This is a genomic window from Paenibacillus sp. FSL H7-0756 (assembly GCF_038006765.1).
GTDB lineage: Bacteria > Bacillota > Bacilli > Paenibacillales > Paenibacillaceae > Paenibacillus_AQ.
Genome location: NZ_JBBOVT010000001.1, coordinates 1,652,680 through 1,667,229 on the forward strand (window position 1 = coordinate 1,652,680; position 14,550 = coordinate 1,667,229).

At 47.4% G+C, this 14,550-nt stretch carries 29 protein-coding genes; all 29 read left to right on the forward strand.

The features are described from left to right. Nucleotides 1-75: 75 nt before the first annotated feature. The 29 genes from rpsS to rpsI all read left to right on the forward strand — a co-directional run bounded on the left by rpsS (nucleotide 76) and on the right by rpsI (nucleotide 14,425). On the forward strand, nucleotides 76-354 hold the full coding sequence (gene rpsS, locus NST04_RS07305) for a 30S ribosomal protein S19 (RefSeq protein ID WP_036692395.1): 279 nt from the start codon (nucleotides 76-78) through the stop codon (nucleotides 352-354). 31 nt (nucleotides 355-385) lie between these two features. Then, nucleotides 386-718, forward strand: coding sequence for a 50S ribosomal protein L22 (rplV, locus tag NST04_RS07310; protein WP_019908228.1), 333 nt, complete (start codon nucleotides 386-388; stop codon nucleotides 716-718). 13 nt (nucleotides 719-731) lie between these two features. Continuing rightward, complete coding sequence (rpsC, locus tag NST04_RS07315) at nucleotides 732-1,397, forward strand: 30S ribosomal protein S3 (protein ID WP_341016387.1); 666 nt, start codon at nucleotides 732-734, stop codon at nucleotides 1,395-1,397. Nucleotides 1,398-1,399: 2 nt separating this feature from the next. Then, on the forward strand, nucleotides 1,400-1,834 hold the full coding sequence (gene rplP, locus NST04_RS07320) for a 50S ribosomal protein L16 (RefSeq protein ID WP_020427064.1): 435 nt from the start codon (nucleotides 1,400-1,402) through the stop codon (nucleotides 1,832-1,834). After that, nucleotides 1,824-2,021, forward strand: a complete 198-nt coding sequence (gene rpmC, locus NST04_RS07325) for a 50S ribosomal protein L29 (RefSeq protein WP_019908232.1) — start codon at nucleotides 1,824-1,826, stop codon at nucleotides 2,019-2,021. Before rplP ends, rpmC begins: the two co-directional genes overlap by 11 nt. 43 nt (nucleotides 2,022-2,064) lie before the next feature. Beyond that, complete coding sequence (gene rpsQ, locus NST04_RS07330) at nucleotides 2,065-2,331, forward strand: 30S ribosomal protein S17 (RefSeq protein WP_036692400.1); 267 nt, start codon at nucleotides 2,065-2,067, stop codon at nucleotides 2,329-2,331. 40 nt (nucleotides 2,332-2,371) lie between these two features. Continuing rightward, complete coding sequence (rplN, locus tag NST04_RS07335; protein ID WP_036680556.1) at nucleotides 2,372-2,740, forward strand: 50S ribosomal protein L14; 369 nt, start codon at nucleotides 2,372-2,374, stop codon at nucleotides 2,738-2,740. Between the two features lie 55 nt (nucleotides 2,741-2,795). Continuing rightward, nucleotides 2,796-3,149, forward strand: coding sequence for a 50S ribosomal protein L24 (rplX, locus tag NST04_RS07340; RefSeq protein WP_019908235.1), 354 nt, complete (start codon nucleotides 2,796-2,798; stop codon nucleotides 3,147-3,149). Nucleotides 3,150-3,179: 30 nt separating this feature from the next. Beyond that, complete coding sequence (gene rplE / locus NST04_RS07345) at nucleotides 3,180-3,722, forward strand: 50S ribosomal protein L5 (protein ID WP_209878863.1); 543 nt, start codon at nucleotides 3,180-3,182, stop codon at nucleotides 3,720-3,722. 44 nt (nucleotides 3,723-3,766) lie between these two features. Further along, nucleotides 3,767-3,952, forward strand: a complete 186-nt coding sequence (locus tag NST04_RS07350) for a type Z 30S ribosomal protein S14 (protein WP_036589425.1) — start codon at nucleotides 3,767-3,769, stop codon at nucleotides 3,950-3,952. 32 nt (nucleotides 3,953-3,984) lie between these two features. Next, complete coding sequence (gene rpsH / locus NST04_RS07355) at nucleotides 3,985-4,383, forward strand: 30S ribosomal protein S8 (protein ID WP_036692403.1); 399 nt, start codon at nucleotides 3,985-3,987, stop codon at nucleotides 4,381-4,383. Nucleotides 4,384-4,413: 30 nt separating this feature from the next. Next, nucleotides 4,414-4,956, forward strand: a complete 543-nt coding sequence (rplF, locus tag NST04_RS07360; RefSeq protein ID WP_036721827.1) for a 50S ribosomal protein L6 — start codon at nucleotides 4,414-4,416, stop codon at nucleotides 4,954-4,956. Nucleotides 4,957-5,040: 84 nt separating this feature from the next. Further along, on the forward strand, nucleotides 5,041-5,409 hold the full coding sequence (rplR, locus tag NST04_RS07365) for a 50S ribosomal protein L18 (RefSeq protein ID WP_036692407.1): 369 nt from the start codon (nucleotides 5,041-5,043) through the stop codon (nucleotides 5,407-5,409). Nucleotides 5,410-5,435: 26 nt separating this feature from the next. After that, the gene (gene rpsE, locus NST04_RS07370) at nucleotides 5,436-5,933 is read left to right on the forward strand and encodes a 30S ribosomal protein S5 (RefSeq protein WP_036652980.1); all 498 of its coding nucleotides are present in this window, start codon (nucleotides 5,436-5,438) and stop codon (nucleotides 5,931-5,933) included. Between the two features lie 14 nt (nucleotides 5,934-5,947). Further along, the gene (rpmD, locus tag NST04_RS07375; RefSeq protein WP_019908243.1) at nucleotides 5,948-6,133 is read left to right on the forward strand and encodes a 50S ribosomal protein L30; all 186 of its coding nucleotides are present in this window, start codon (nucleotides 5,948-5,950) and stop codon (nucleotides 6,131-6,133) included. Nucleotides 6,134-6,174: 41 nt separating this feature from the next. Next, nucleotides 6,175-6,615 (forward strand): 50S ribosomal protein L15, encoded by a 441-nt coding sequence (gene rplO, locus NST04_RS07380; RefSeq protein WP_036692409.1) that lies wholly within the window; start codon nucleotides 6,175-6,177, stop codon nucleotides 6,613-6,615. After that, nucleotides 6,615-7,913 (forward strand): preprotein translocase subunit SecY, encoded by a 1,299-nt coding sequence (secY, locus tag NST04_RS07385; protein WP_341183739.1) that lies wholly within the window; start codon nucleotides 6,615-6,617, stop codon nucleotides 7,911-7,913. Before rplO ends, secY begins: the two co-directional genes overlap by 1 nt. A 98-nt stretch (nucleotides 7,914-8,011) precedes the next feature. Further along, the gene (locus NST04_RS07390) at nucleotides 8,012-8,656 is read left to right on the forward strand and encodes an adenylate kinase (protein ID WP_341016393.1); all 645 of its coding nucleotides are present in this window, start codon (nucleotides 8,012-8,014) and stop codon (nucleotides 8,654-8,656) included. Nucleotides 8,657-8,660: 4 nt separating this feature from the next. Continuing rightward, on the forward strand, nucleotides 8,661-9,413 hold the full coding sequence (gene map / locus NST04_RS07395; protein WP_341183740.1) for a type I methionyl aminopeptidase: 753 nt from the start codon (nucleotides 8,661-8,663) through the stop codon (nucleotides 9,411-9,413). 11 nt (nucleotides 9,414-9,424) lie between these two features. Beyond that, nucleotides 9,425-9,733: a KOW domain-containing RNA-binding protein gene (locus NST04_RS07400; RefSeq protein WP_341183741.1), complete on the forward strand. Its 309-nt coding sequence runs from the start codon at nucleotides 9,425-9,427 to the stop codon at nucleotides 9,731-9,733. Nucleotides 9,734-9,735: 2 nt separating this feature from the next. Beyond that, nucleotides 9,736-9,951, forward strand: coding sequence for a translation initiation factor IF-1 (gene infA, locus NST04_RS07405; protein WP_018753971.1), 216 nt, complete (start codon nucleotides 9,736-9,738; stop codon nucleotides 9,949-9,951). Nucleotides 9,952-10,004: 53 nt separating this feature from the next. Beyond that, entirely contained in the window at nucleotides 10,005-10,118 is a 114-nt protein-coding gene (rpmJ, locus tag NST04_RS07410) for a 50S ribosomal protein L36 (RefSeq protein WP_003322638.1), read from the forward strand. 19 nt (nucleotides 10,119-10,137) lie between these two features. Beyond that, on the forward strand, nucleotides 10,138-10,506 hold the full coding sequence (gene rpsM / locus NST04_RS07415; RefSeq protein WP_036721817.1) for a 30S ribosomal protein S13: 369 nt from the start codon (nucleotides 10,138-10,140) through the stop codon (nucleotides 10,504-10,506). Between the two features lie 19 nt (nucleotides 10,507-10,525). Further along, on the forward strand, nucleotides 10,526-10,921 hold the full coding sequence (rpsK, locus tag NST04_RS07420; RefSeq protein ID WP_020427052.1) for a 30S ribosomal protein S11: 396 nt from the start codon (nucleotides 10,526-10,528) through the stop codon (nucleotides 10,919-10,921). 131 nt (nucleotides 10,922-11,052) lie between these two features. After that, a complete protein-coding gene (locus tag NST04_RS07425; protein WP_036692422.1) occupies nucleotides 11,053-11,997 on the forward strand; it encodes a DNA-directed RNA polymerase subunit alpha in 945 nt (314 codons plus the stop codon). 42 nt (nucleotides 11,998-12,039) lie between these two features. Next, nucleotides 12,040-12,405: a 50S ribosomal protein L17 gene (gene rplQ, locus NST04_RS07430; protein WP_019908254.1), complete on the forward strand. Its 366-nt coding sequence runs from the start codon at nucleotides 12,040-12,042 to the stop codon at nucleotides 12,403-12,405. 157 nt (nucleotides 12,406-12,562) lie between these two features. After that, nucleotides 12,563-13,342, forward strand: coding sequence for a tRNA pseudouridine(38-40) synthase TruA (gene truA / locus NST04_RS07435; RefSeq protein WP_341183742.1), 780 nt, complete (start codon nucleotides 12,563-12,565; stop codon nucleotides 13,340-13,342). Between the two features lie 232 nt (nucleotides 13,343-13,574). Further along, nucleotides 13,575-14,012: a 50S ribosomal protein L13 gene (gene rplM, locus NST04_RS07440; protein ID WP_036692430.1), complete on the forward strand. Its 438-nt coding sequence runs from the start codon at nucleotides 13,575-13,577 to the stop codon at nucleotides 14,010-14,012. A gap of 20 nt (nucleotides 14,013-14,032) precedes the next feature. Then, a complete protein-coding gene (gene rpsI / locus NST04_RS07445; protein ID WP_036692433.1) occupies nucleotides 14,033-14,425 on the forward strand; it encodes a 30S ribosomal protein S9 in 393 nt (130 codons plus the stop codon). Nucleotides 14,426-14,550 lie beyond the last annotated feature (125 nt).

Below are 14,550 nucleotides of genomic sequence, written 5' to 3' on the forward strand. Positions count from 1 at the left end.
CGCTTCAGGCAAGTTAGTTAAGCGCGAAGCGTCGATTCGCGGTTTTGAAGAACCGGATGAAGGGAGGATTCACACATGGGTCGCAGTTTAAAGAAGGGGCCGTTCATCGATGGCTACCTGCTGAAAAAAGTTGAGGATTTGAACGAGACAGACAAGAAAGTCGTAGTAAAAACCTGGTCCCGTCGCTCAACCATTTTCCCTCAGTTTATCGGACATACGTTTGGTGTATATGACGGCCGCAAACACGTGCCTGTATACGTAACGGAAGATATGGTAGGTCACAAGTTGGGCGAGTTCGCGCCAACACGTACTTACAAAGGCCACGCGGGTGACGATAAGAAAACCAGAAGATAATTAACGTCTTCGTTTGAGAGGAGGGAAAACAATGGAAGCAAAAGCACATGCAAGATCGGTGCGGATTTCCGCTCGTAAAGCGAAACTGGTTGTTGACTTGATTCGCGGCAAGCAAGTGGGGGAAGCAATTGCAATTCTTCGCCACACTCCGAAGTCCGCTTCTCCGGTTGTTGAGAAGCTACTGAACTCGGCGATTGCGAACGCTGAGCATAACTACTCTATGGACGTTAACAGCTTATTCGTAAGCGAAGTTTTCGTTAACCAGGGTCCTACAATGAAACGTTTCCGCCCGCGCGCCATGGGCCGCGCAAGCCGGATCAATAAACGTACCAGCCACATTACTTTGGTGGTATCTGAGAAATAAGGAGGGATAACACGTGGGTCAAAAGGTAAATCCAGTCGGACTCCGAGTCGGTATTATTCGCGATTGGGAATCAAAATGGTATGCAGGCAAAGATTTCGGTACTCTTTTAATGGAAGACGTCAAAATCCGGGAATACCTTAAAGGCAAGTTGAAAGATTCCTCTGTTTCCCGCATCGAGATCGAAAGAGCGGCAAGCCGAGTGAACGTTACAATTCACACTGCCAAGCCAGGTATGGTAATTGGTAAAGGCGGAGCAGAAGTAGAAGTACTTCGCAGCGCAGTTACAGCTATCGCCGGCGGTAAGAAAGTACACATCAACATCAATGAAATCAAACACCCTGAACTGGATGCTATTCTTGTTGCTGAAAGCATTGCACAACAGCTGGAACGTCGTGTATCGTTCCGTCGTGCTCTGAAACAAGCGATTCAAAGAACTATGCGTTCCGGCGCAAAGGGTATTAAAACTCAGGTTGGCGGACGTCTTGGCGGCGCTGAGATTGCCCGTTCAGAAGGTTATAGCGAAGGAACAGTTCCACTTCATACGCTTCGTGCTGATATCGATTACGGAACAGCTGAAGCACATACAACTTACGGCCGTATCGGCGTAAAAGTATGGATTTATCGTGGAGAAGTTCTTCCCCCAGCTAAGAAACAAGCTGCTCAGGAAGGAGGCAACTAATCATGTTGGTACCAAAGCGCGTTAAACACCGCAAGCAACAACGCGGTCACATGAAGGGTATGGCAAAAGGCGGAACCGAGCTTAACTTCGGCGAATTCGGTTTGCAGGCACTGGAGCCATCTTGGATCACTAACCGTCAGATCGAAGCTGCACGTATCGCAATGACACGTTACATCAAACGTGGCGGTCAGGTTTGGATCAAGATTTTCCCGGATAAGCCAATCACTCAGAAGCCTCTCGAGGTTCGTATGGGTAGTGGTAAAGGTAACGTTGAGAAATGGGTAGCTGTAGTTAAACCGGGTAAGATTATGTTCGAACTCGGAGGCGTGTCGGAAGAAATCGCTCGTGAAGCGATGCGTCTTGCCGCTCACAAGCTGCCTGTAAAGACTAAGTTTGTGAAACGTGAAGAATTGGGTGGTGAAGCAAATGAAAGCTAATGAACTTCGCAACTTAACCACTGCTGAGATTGAACAGAAAATCGCCGGATTCAAGGAAGAACTTTTCAATCTCCGTTTCCAATTGGCAACAGGCCAACTGGATAACCCGACTCGGATTCGTGATGTGCGTAAGGAAATAGCTCGTGCTAAAACCGTTATCCATCAAAGAGTACTTGGGATTAGTTAAGTGACGGCGGATGCATAATCCGTAATCAGGAAGGAGGCTAATTATGAGCGAAGAGCGTAATGCACGTAAAGTGCTGATCGGTAAAGTAGTCAGCGACAAAATGGATAAAACCATCGTAATTGCTGTTGAAACCTATAAAAAGCACAATCTGTATCACAAACGCATCAAGTCCACGAAGAAATTCAAGGCACATGATGAAGAGAATGTAGCTAAAATTGGTGATGTCGTGAAAGTCATGGAAACTCGTCCATTGTCGAAGGACAAACGGTGGAGACTGGTTGAAGTGGTTGAAAAAGCGGTAATCATCTAAAACATGAAGCAGATCCCTTTCCGGAAGGAGGAAAATAATAATGATTCAACCATTTACACGTTTGCATGTGGCTGACAACTCTGGTGCGAAGGAACTGATGTGTATCCGCGTACTGGGTGGTACTGGACGCCGTACAGCAGCAATCGGCGATCTGATCGTTTGTTCCGTTAAACAAGCAACACCAGGCGGCGTTGTCAAAAAAGGTGATGTTGTTAGAGCGGTAGTTGTTCGTACAAAACGTTCGGTACGCCGTAAAGATGGATCTTACATCGCATTCGACGAAAATGCAGCTGTTGTTGTCAAAGACGACAGAAGCCCGCGCGGAACACGTATCTTCGGACCAGTTGCTCGCGAACTTCGCGACAAGGACTACATGAAGATCGTTTCCTTGGCACCGGAAGTAATCTAAAAATCCGAGTGATACTCGGTTGTACTTGAAAAGGTAGTTATAGGAGGTGTAATCAATGCCTAGAGTTAAAAAAGTTCTGGAATCCCATAACAATAAACTGCACGTGAAAAAAGATGATGTGGTGCTTGTGATCAGCGGGAAAGACAAAGGTAAAAAAGGCCGTGTCATCGCTGCTTATCCTCGTGAAAACCGCGTCCTGGTAGAAGGCGTGAACATGGTGAAGAAACACCAGAAGCCTAACCAGCTGAATCCGCAAGGCGGAATCATCGAGCAGGAAGCTTCGATCCATGTGTCCAACGTAATGCACATTGATCCGAAGAGCGGGAAAGTTACGCGCATCGGCTATAAAGTACTAGATAACGGTAAGAAGGTTCGGGTAGCAAAAAGATCCGGAGAGATTATCGACTAATACAGTCCTAATGAAAGGAGGTAAATCTTCATGGCAGCAAGAATGAAAGAACGTTATCTGAATGAAATTACACCATCTTTGATGCAGAAGTTTAACTACACAACAGTTATGCAAGTGCCTAAGATCGAGAAGATCGTCATCAACATGGGTGTAGGTGACGCTGTTCAAAACTCCAAAGTGCTTGACGCTGCAGTTAACGATATGCAACTGATTTCTGGTCAAAAGCCGGTTATCACTAAAGCAAAGAAATCCATCGCCGGTTTCAAACTGCGCGAAAATATGCCGATCGGGGTTAAAGTAACACTGCGCGGCGAGCGTATGTACTACTTCCTGGATAAATTGATCAACGTAACGCTTCCACGCGTTCGTGACTTCCGTGGTGTTTCCAGCAAAGCCTTCGATGGCCGCGGTAACTACACACTGGGTCTTAAAGAACAATTGATCTTCCCTGAAATCGAGTATGACAAAGTGGATAAGGTTCGCGGTATGGACATCGTTATTGTAACGACTGCTAAGACGGACGAGGAATCCCGTGAGCTGCTGAATCAGCTGGGAATGCCTTTCACAAAATAAGAATCATCCATTTCTCCGAAAATGTTTAGGAGGTGTCAGTCTAAGTGGCAAAGACTTCAATGAAAGTTAAACAACAACGCGAGCCTAAGTTCAAAGTACGTGCATATACACGTTGCGAGCGTTGCGGTCGTCCACATTCGGTACTGCAAAAGTTTAAAATTTGCAGAATTTGTTTCCGTGAATTAGCTTATAAAGGCCAGATTCCTGGCGTGAAAAAAGCAAGTTGGTAAGAAGTTTATAAACGGGAAGGAGGTTTACACACATGACTATGTCTGATCCTATTGCAGATATGCTTACTCGTATTCGTAACGCCAACACTGTGCGTCACGAGACAGTAGAAATGCCTGCTTCTACTATGAAAAAACAAATCGCGGACATCTTGAAGCGTGAGGGCTTCATCCGTGATGCTGAATTCGTTGAAGATAGCAAACAAGGGATTATCCGTATTTTCCTGAAATACGGCCCAAGCCAGGAACGCGTTATCACTGGTCTGAAAAGAATCAGTAAACCAGGTCTTCGCGTATACACCAAGAGCAATGAAGTACCTCGTGTACTCGGTGGCCTTGGAATCGCGATTATCTCCACATCTAAGGGAGTTATGACCGACAAAGAAGCTCGTCAATCTAAATCCGGCGGAGAAGTTGTCTGCTACATTTGGTAATAAACGTCACAAGATAAGGAGGTGCAACACATGTCTCGTATTGGTCGCAAACCAATCGCAGTACCTAGCGGTGTAGATGTCACTTTGGACAACGCCGTTATTACAGTAAAAGGTCCTAAAGGCACTTTGACTCGTGAGCTTCATAAAGACATGAAGATTACAGTTGAAAATAACGAAATCACTGTTGTTCGCCCGTCGGACAACAAATTGCATCGTTCACTTCACGGCACAACCCGCTCCGTTGTCAACAACATGGTGAGTGGTGTGACTGAAGGTTTCTCGAAATCTCTGGAACTGGTTGGGGTCGGATATCGTGCAAGCAAATCCGGAGATAAAATCGTATTGAACGTTGGTTACTCCCACCCGGTTGAAATTACACCGGAAGCGGGTATCGAGTTCGATGTTCCTGCGAACACGAAGATCATCGTTAGAGGGATTGACAAAGAACGCGTTGGCGCTTACGCTGCCAAAATCCGTTCCGTACGTGAACCTGAGCCATACAAAGGTAAAGGTATCAAATATGAAGGCGAGCGTATCATCCGCAAGGAAGGTAAAGCTGGTAAGAAGAAATAACCAGCTCTACCTTAATTGTAAGATACCCCGTGCATCTTAAAGTGAAGCTGTTTACGGCAAACTGAAGGGAGTGAAAGGGAAGTCATGATTACAAAAGAGGATAAAAACAAGGCTCGTCTCAAAAGACACCTGCGTGTTCGTAAGAAGATCCAGGGTACTACTGAGCGTCCACGTTTGAATGTGTTCCGTTCTTCGAAACACATCTACGCTCAACTGATCGATGATGTGACTGGCGTTACTATCGTATCTGCCTCCACACTTGATAAGGAATTGAGTGCTACAATCGGAAATGGCGGCAGCGTTGAAGCTGCAAGCAAAGTGGGTCAACTGATCGCTGAGCGCGCTAAAGAAAAGGGTTATGCAGTGGTTGTATTTGACCGCGGTGGATACTTGTACCATGGACGGATTCAGGCTCTGGCTAGCGCAGCTCGCGAAGCTGGTCTTGAATTCTAGAATATTTCTAAAAGGAGGTTAACGACTTGCGTGTAGATCCGAACAGTTTAGAACTGACAGAAAGAGTTGTACACATCAACCGTGTTGCAAAAGTTGTAAAAGGCGGACGCCGTTTCAGCTTTAGTGCACTTGTTGTTGTGGGCGACGGCAACGGCTACGTTGGTGCTGGTATCGGTAAAGCCGGCGAAGTTCCGGATGCCATCCGTAAAGGCATTGAAGACGCCAAGAAAAACCTGATCCACATTCCAATCGTAGGAACTTCGATTCCTCACCTGGTTACTGGACATTTCGGCGCAGGACGCGTTCTGCTGAAACCAGCATCCGAAGGTACCGGCGTTATCGCTGGTGGACCGGTTCGTGCGGTGCTTGAATTGGCAGGCGTTGGCGATATCTTGACAAAATCTTTGGGTTCTTCGAATTCCATGAATATGGTCAATGCTACTTTAGAGGGTCTTTCCCGTCTGAAGCGCATTGAAGAGGTCGCGAAGCTTCGCGGCAAATCTGTCGAAGAATTACGCGGTTAAGGAGGGGAACGTCAATGGCTAAATTGCAAATTACCCTCGTACGCAGTGTAATTGGACGTCCAGAAACACAACGTGTTACTGTTAAGACGCTCGGCCTGCGCAAAACCAACTCGTCCGTGGTTCACAACGACACTCCTGCAATTCGCGGGATGATCAACAAAGTGAGCCACTTGCTGTCCGTTACTGAAATTGAAGGCTAAACAGCCTCGCATAAATTAACAAACATAAGGAGGTGCAAACGATGAAGTTACATGAACTTGCTCCAGCTCCTGGATCACGGAAAGAACGCAACCGCGTTGGTCGTGGACCAAGTAGCGGTAACGGTAAAACTTCGGGCCGTGGTCATAAAGGTCAAAACTCCCGTTCCGGCGGTGGTGTACGTCCAGGCTTCGAGGGTGGACAAAACCCACTCTATCGTCGTCTGCCTAAACGTGGTTTCGTCAATCCTACCCGTAAAGAGTACGCGATTGTGAACCTGGAAGATCTGAATAGCTTTGCAGAAGGAACAGAAGTAACTCCTGAGCTTTTGCTTGAAACTGGTGTTGTCAGCAACACTAAGAGCGGCATCAAGATTCTCGGCAACGGTGAACTGGCTGTTAAATTGACTGTCAAAGCAAATAAGTTCTCTCAATCTGCGGTAGAGAAAATCGAAGCTGCCGGCGGTAAAACCGAGGTGATCTAATGTTCAAGACGCTTAAGAATATATGGCATGTTGAAGATTTGCGCAAAAAGATCCTGTTTACCCTGTTCGTTCTGATCATTTACCGCATCGGTTCGTTTGTACCGGTTCCCGGTGTGAACAAAGAAGTACTGGAATCAACAAATCAGGGCGGAGACGCTTTGATGGGTCTTTTGAACACCTTCTCGGGCGGAGCGCTCAAAAACTTCTCGATTTTTGCGATCAGCATTTACCCGTATATCACAGCATCCATCATAGTTCAATTGCTTTCGATGGATGTTGTCCCTAAGTTTGCCGAATGGGCTAAGCAAGGGGAACACGGGAAAAAGCAGCTGGCGCAAATTACGCGTTACGGCACAGTAGTGCTAGGTTTGATTCAAGCGTTTGCCACATCTATCGGGTTTAACCGGATTTATGGCACTGAGATGATTCCAAATGCAACCTTTGCGGATTACCTGCTTATTGCGATCATATTGACGGCGGGTACATCGTTCTTGATGTGGTTAGGTGAGCAGATCACTGAAAAGGGTATAGGAAACGGGATTTCGATCCTGATTTTTGCGGGAATCGTCGCCGCCTTTCCGGGATATATCACCACTACGGCGCAATCAAGCTTCATCCAGCCGGGTCAGATGTTCCTGAATATTCTTAAAGTCGTTATTGTACTGATCGTGGTTGTTGCGATTATTGTCGGGGTGATCTTTGTTCAACAAGGTATCCGTAAAATCCCTGTACAATATGCCAAGCGCGTAGTCGGTAACAAAATGTACGGTGGACAGAATACGCACATTCCGCTTAAAATTAATGCGGCTGGTGTAATTCCTGTTATCTTCGCCGTTTCGCTGCTTCAATTCCCGATCGTTTTATCGAGCTTCTGGTCCACCCACACTTGGGCTAAATGGGTCTCGGCCAATCTGGATCATACCAAGCCGCTCGGCATGCTGCTGTATGTAGTCATGATCATCGGATTCACATTCTTCTATACGTTTGTCCAGATGAACCCGCAGCAAATGGCTGACAATATGAAAAAGAATGGCGGATACATTCCAGGTATACGTCCAGGTAAGGCAACTGAGAAGTATCTGACTAGAGTAATGTCGCGTCTGACCATGTCCGGTGCGCTGTTCCTGTCATTAATCTCTGTATTGCCAGTATTATTTGGATCGTTATCCGGGTTACCGAAGCAAGTGCAGATTGGTGGTACGGCACTGTTGATCGTTATCGGTGTTGCACTGGATACCATGAAGCAGATCGAGAGCCAATTGATCAAACGCCATTACAAAGGCTTCATCAATAAATAGGCGATAGGTTCCGGAGAAGTACCTAAGGCTTTAAACTTCCCGGTACCTATTGTGCTGTTTCTTGCTTGGTGGCGAACTTTCGGGGGGAGAAGAGAATCGTGAACATTTTATTCATGGGCCCTCCTGGGGCAGGCAAGGGAACACAAGCCGCAGTTGTTGTTAAAGAACTTGGTATTCCGCATATTTCGACCGGTGATGCTTTTCGCTTGGCAATCAAGCAGGGAACGCCGATCGGGCTGAAGGCTAAATCTTACATCGATCAAGGTTTGCTTGTACCTGATGATGTGACTATTGGAATCGTCGAAGAACGGCTGCAGCAGTCCGATTGCGAAAAAGGTTTTTTATTGGATGGCTTTCCAAGAACCCTTTCGCAAGCGGAAGCGCTGGGAGAAATCCTCAGCCGGCTTGGAACTTCACTGGATCACGTTGTTAACTTGAATGTGGACCGCGGACTGCTGATGGCGCGTCTTACCGGACGCCGGATCTGCTCAGTATGCGGAACATCCTACCATTTAATTTTCAACCCGCCGAAGCAAGATGGCATCTGCGACATTGATGGCGGAGAATTGTATCAGCGTCCGGATGACAACGAAGAAAGTGTAGGCAAGCGTCTGGATGAGTATGATAACAAGACAGCGCCGCTGCTTGCATTTTATGACGATAAAGGTCTTGTGCGTCAGGTCAACGGAGAAAACGAAATCAATGTCGTTTCTTCTGAAATCGTATCTATGCTGCGGGGTTAATGTAATGATCATTTGCAAATCCGAACAGGAACTTGTCTTTATGAGGGAAGCTGGTCGAATTGTTGCCGAGAGTCACCGTCTTATTGCTGAAGCTATCCAGCCAGGCATTACTACAGGTGAGCTCGACAGAATCGCCGATGGGTACATTCGCAGTCAGGGTGCTTTGCCGTCTTTCAAAGGCTACAACGGTTTTCCTGCCAGCATTTGCGCTTCAGTCAACGAACAATTGGTGCACGGATTTCCAGGGAAACGCAAACTGGTAGAAGGCGACATCGTTACGCTGGATATCGGTGCAGAGTACCGTGGTTATCACGGTGATTCCGCCTGGACCTACGGGGTGGGCAGCATTTCCGAAGAGGCTCAGCGTTTGCTGGATGTCACGGAAGGCTCCCTGTACGCTGGACTGGCGTTAGTCAAACCGGATGTGCGCTTGTTTACAATCTCCCATGCAATTCAAGCATACATTGAAGACGCCGGATTCTCCGTTGTCCGCGAGTATGTTGGTCATGGCATTGGGGCAGAACTGCATGAAGAACCGCAAATTCCGAACTATGGCATAGCGGACCGCGGACCACGTCTGAAGCCGGGTATGGTACTCGCCATTGAGCCGATGGTTAACGCTGGAGAACGTTATGTCAGAACACTGGATGATAACTGGACGGTCGTTACGGTAGACGGTTCACTGTGCGCTCACTTCGAGCATACAGTAGCAGTTACACCGGACGGCATGGAGATTTTCACAAAACTGAATGCGTAGGTGATCTTCACGTGAATACTGGGAGCAGCCCGCAGGTTGGTCAAATCGTGAGAATTCTCAAAGGCAAGGATGCCGGAGAGGCTGCCGTTGTTATCGCAGTTGTAGATAGCAGATTTGTATATATTGCTGATGGGGACAAACGTAAGTTTGACAGTCCAAAGAAGAAGAATATTCAGCACTTGGAGCTCATACCCTTCATCAGCAGTGAGATTGTAGACAGTTTGGAAGAAACCGGCCGGGTCACCAACGGAAAGCTGCGGTTTGCAGTGATGAAGTATGGCCAGCCCGCTGGACAAAGTGCTAATGAGAAAGGAGACTAACTGTGGCTAAGGAAGACGTCATTGAGGTAGAAGGAACGGTCATTGAGCCGTTGCCTAACGCAACTTTTAAGGTTGAGCTTGAGAACGGTCATCAAATACTTGCCCATGTGTCCGGGAAATTGCGGATGCACTTTATCCGTATCCTAACCGGAGACAAAGTGGTCGTGCAGTTATCGCCTTATGATTTATCAAAAGGCCGTATAACTTACCGTAAATAGATGGGAACTACAACAAAAGTTTTGCTTCGCAAAACTTTGAGGAGGTAATTAACATGAAGGTAAGACCTTCTGTAAAGCCCATTTGCGAAAAATGCAAAGTCATCCGCCGCAAAGGGACTGTTATGGTAATTTGCGAAAATCCGAAACACAAACAAAAACAAGGTTAAGAAGGGGGTGTAGCGTAAAATGGCTCGTATAGCTGGAGTGGATTTGCCACGTGATAAGCGCGTTGAGATCGCCTTGACTTATATTTTCGGAATCGGTAAAACGACTTCCCAGAAAATTCTTAATGAAACAGGCATTGACGTTAACACACGTGTCCGTGATTTGACGGAAGATGAAGTCAGCAAACTGCGTGAAACGATCGACAAAGAGGTTAAGGTTGAAGGTGACCTTCGTCGTGAAATTTCCTTGAATATTAAGCGTCTTACTGAGATCGGCTGTTACCGCGGTGTTCGTCACCGTCGTGGATTGCCTGTTCGCGGTCAACGTACCAAAACCAATGCTCGTACCCGTAAAGGCCCGCGTCGTACTGTAGCAAACAAAAAGAAATAAGAAGAGGTGATAAGAGACAATGGCTAAACCGAAAAAAGTCGTACGTACGAAACGTCGCGACCGGAAAAATATCGAGTCTGGCGTGGCACATATCCGTTCCACGTTCAATAACACTATCGTTACGATCACGGATCCTCACGGAAATGCAATTTCCTGGGCAAGCTCCGGCGGTCAAGGATTCAAAGGTTCCCGTAAATCGACTCCATTTGCAGCGCAAATGGCAGCCGAAACAGCTGCTAAGGCAGCTATGGAACACGGCATGAAGTCCGTTGAAGTTATGGTTAAAGGACCGGGCGCGGGCCGCGAAGCAGCCATCCGTTCCCTTCAGGCCGCTGGTCTTGAAGTAAACCTCATTAAAGACGTTACTCCAGTTCCTCACAATGGATGCCGTCCGCCGAAGCGTCGCCGCGTTTAGTACAATCAGAATTGTGATTGTGGTATAATTCTGACGCATCTGCTAATAATAGGTGTTTAGGCATACTACATGATACACCTGATGGGGTGACTGTTTCATATAGGAGCGACGTTTGAAGGAGGGGTACACTCGTGATAGAAATCGAAAAGCCGAAGATTGAGACCGTAGAAGCCAATGATGATGGGACCTATGGGAAATTCGTAGTTGAACCGCTGGAACGTGGATATGGCACGACTCTGGGGAACTCGCTTCGCCGGATTCTGCTTTCCTCCCTTCCGGGAGCCGCAGTGACTTCGGTCCAAATTGACGGCGTTCTGCATGAGTTCTCGACCGTTCCCGGCGTAATGGAAGATGTGACGGAAATCATCCTGAACCTTAAAGCTCTTTCTCTGAAGATTCATTCGGATGAAGAGAAAGTGTTCGAGATTGATGCTGAAGGAGAAGGCATCGTTACCGCAGGTGATATCCGTGCGGACAGCGATGTTGAGATCCTGAACCCGGATCTTCATATTGCAACGCTGGGACCTGGCGCGAGACTGCACATGCGCATTTTTGCAGGCCGTGGTCGCGGCTACGTCCAAGCGGACCGGAACAAACGCGACGATCAGCCAATTGGTGTAATTCCAGTTGACTCTATCTACACTCCTATTTCACGTGTGAATTACGGTATTGATAATACCCGTGTTGGTCAAGTGACTAACTACGACAAGTTGACGCTGGAAATTTGGACAGATGGCAGTATCCGACCGGAAGAAGCCGTTAGCCTTGGAGCCAAAATTTTGAACGAGCACCTCGTTCTGTTCGTAGGTCTTACGGATGAAGCGAAAGACGCCGAAATTATGGTTGAAAAAGAAGAAGACAAAAAAGAAAAAGTACTTGAGATGACGATCGAGGAGCTTGATCTTTCTGTCCGTTCCTACAACTGCCTCAAACGTGCCGGTATTAATACTGTGCAAGAGCTGACTACGAAAACTGAAGAAGATATGATGAAGGTTCGTAACTTGGGCCGCAAATCTTTGGAAGAGGTTCAAGAGAAGCTTGAGGAACTTGGTTTGGGACTTCGTACAGAAGAATAGGACCCCGGAGTTCTTGAGACTTGAGTGAAGGAGGGAAAACAAATGGCATACCAAAAATTGGGCCGTGATTCCAGCGCGCGTAAAGCTTTGTTCCGCGATATGGTAACGGATCTGTTCCTATACGAACGTATTCAGACAACAGAAGCCAAAGCGAAGGAAGTTCGTTCCATCGCTGAGAAACTGATCACTAAAGCGAAAAAGGGCGATCTTCATGCTCGCCGTCAAGTAGCTGCATTTGTTCGTCGTGAGACTGTAGATGGTGAACAAGATGCAATCCAAAAATTGTTCTCTGACATTGCTCCACGTTACACAGAGCGTCCAGGCGGATACACTCGTATCCTGAAGCTGGGACCTCGCCGTGGCGATGCTGCGCCTATGGTTTATCTTGAACTGGTAGACCGCGCGTAGTTTCACAAGCTATGATTTCCGGATGTACGCTTTACGTATTTAACGTTATTGTACTGCAGGGCATATTACCCTGCCGTGCAAATAACCGCGGGAATCACCTTGTATAGAGTAGAAGGAGCTCCCGCCGGGGCTCTTTTTTTTGAAAGAGGAGAATGAAATGCGCAATCTATTGATGAAAGTCAATTATGACGGCACCCACTATGATGGCTTTCAGACCCAGCCTCAGGGCAATACGATTCAGGACAAGCTGGAGCATGCTATTCAGCATCTGACCGGTGAGACGCTCAAAATCACGGGCTCAGGACGGACTGATGCGGGGGTGCATGCTTATGGCCAACCTTTTAACTTCATAACCTCCTCCCAGATTCCGCTGGAGCGCTGGTGTCTGGCTCTGAATGCCAGGCTGCCGCAGGACATCGTGGTTACAGAGGCCGCTGAGGTTCCGCTCTCGTTCCACTCCCGTAGAGGGGCGAAGCGTAAAACCTACCGGTACACGATTAACGGCAACCGGTTCCCGGACCCGTTTCAGCGGCGCTGGCAGCATCATCATCCGATGAAGCTGAACGTTCCTGCGATGGAGCAGGGGCTAAGCGCGCTGCTGGGTACCCATGATTACACCTCGTTTGCCTCCAGGAAGTCCACTAAGACTTCGCATGTGCGGACCATTTATGAGGCTTATCTTGAAGTAGACCGCAGCATGTGCCGCCCAGGCTCTTCTGACCAGGGAGTGATCCATACCTATATTACAGGCAGTGGCTTTTTGCAGCATATGGTACGCATTATTATGGGGACGCTTATGCAGGTGGGCCAAGGTAAAATCAGCGCAGATAGAATACCTCTAATACTTGCGGCTTGTGATCGTGCAGCGGCCGGACCTACGGCTGTGTCTAAGGGGCTGGCACTCTGGAGTGTGGAATATGACGAGATGGAGGACTAAACGGCCGGCACTATATTTTTTATAAAAATTAGTACTGAATGTTTAAAAATCGCTTGCGCTTGTCATGTTTATACTGTAATATAAAAGTTGTGTTTTCTTGATGGCTATCCCACAGCCCCGATCAAGGAAATGCCAACAAATAAGTATTTTTAACTCACTAAATTGTAATTCAATCGCGAAACAAGATATACGAAACAGATGATTTTCGTACGAGAACAAGGAGGAAACATTCATGCGTACCACCTACATGGCGAAGCCGAACGAAGTTGAACGCAATTGGCACATCATTGATGCCGAAGGCAAAACACTTGGCCGTTTGGCAAGCGAAGCCGCTGCCCTAATCCGCGGCAAACACAAACCGCAATTCACTCCACACGTTGATACTGGTGATTTCGTAATTGTTATCAACGCTGAGAAGATTCACCTCACAGGTAAGAAAATGCAAAACAAGAAATACTACCGTCACTCGATGCACCCAGGCGGCTTGAAGGTTACTGTTGCAGAAGACCTGATCAAGACCAAACCTGAGCGTATGATTGAATTCGCAGTTCATGGCATGATTCCTAAGACTCGTCAAGGTAATCACATGAAGCTGAGACTCAAAGTATATGCAGGCGCTGAACATCCACATGCAGCACAAAAACCTGAAGTTTACGAACTTCGCGGATAAGAATAAAGGAGGACAGTTTCATGGCACAAGTACAATACTATGGGACAGGTCGTCGTAAACATTCGGTAGCACGTGTTCGCCTTGTACCGGGTGAAGGACGCATTGTCATTAACAAACGTGAGATGGACGAATATTTCGGTGTTGAAACACTGAAAATGATCGTAAGACAACCTTTGAACCTGACTGAAACTCTGGGCAGCTACGATGTAATCGTGCTTGCACATGGTGGCGGCATTTCCGGTCAAGCTGGCGCAATCCGTCACGGGATCTCCCGTGCATTGCTCAAAGTAGACCCTGAATATCGCGGTACGCTGAAGAAAGCCGGCTTCCTGACACGTGACCCACGTATGAAGGAACGTAAGAAATACGGCCTCAAAGCTGCTCGTCGCGCTCCACAGTTCTCGAAACGTTAAGATTTCCTTGTTCAAGGAATGGAAGCTCCTGGCCTTTATGGTTGGGAGCTTTTTTTATGTTCTGTCAGTCGGTAGCCCAGTGATCTAGGGCTTTTTGATTTACATCGGAGGAGCGGCCAGGTTTT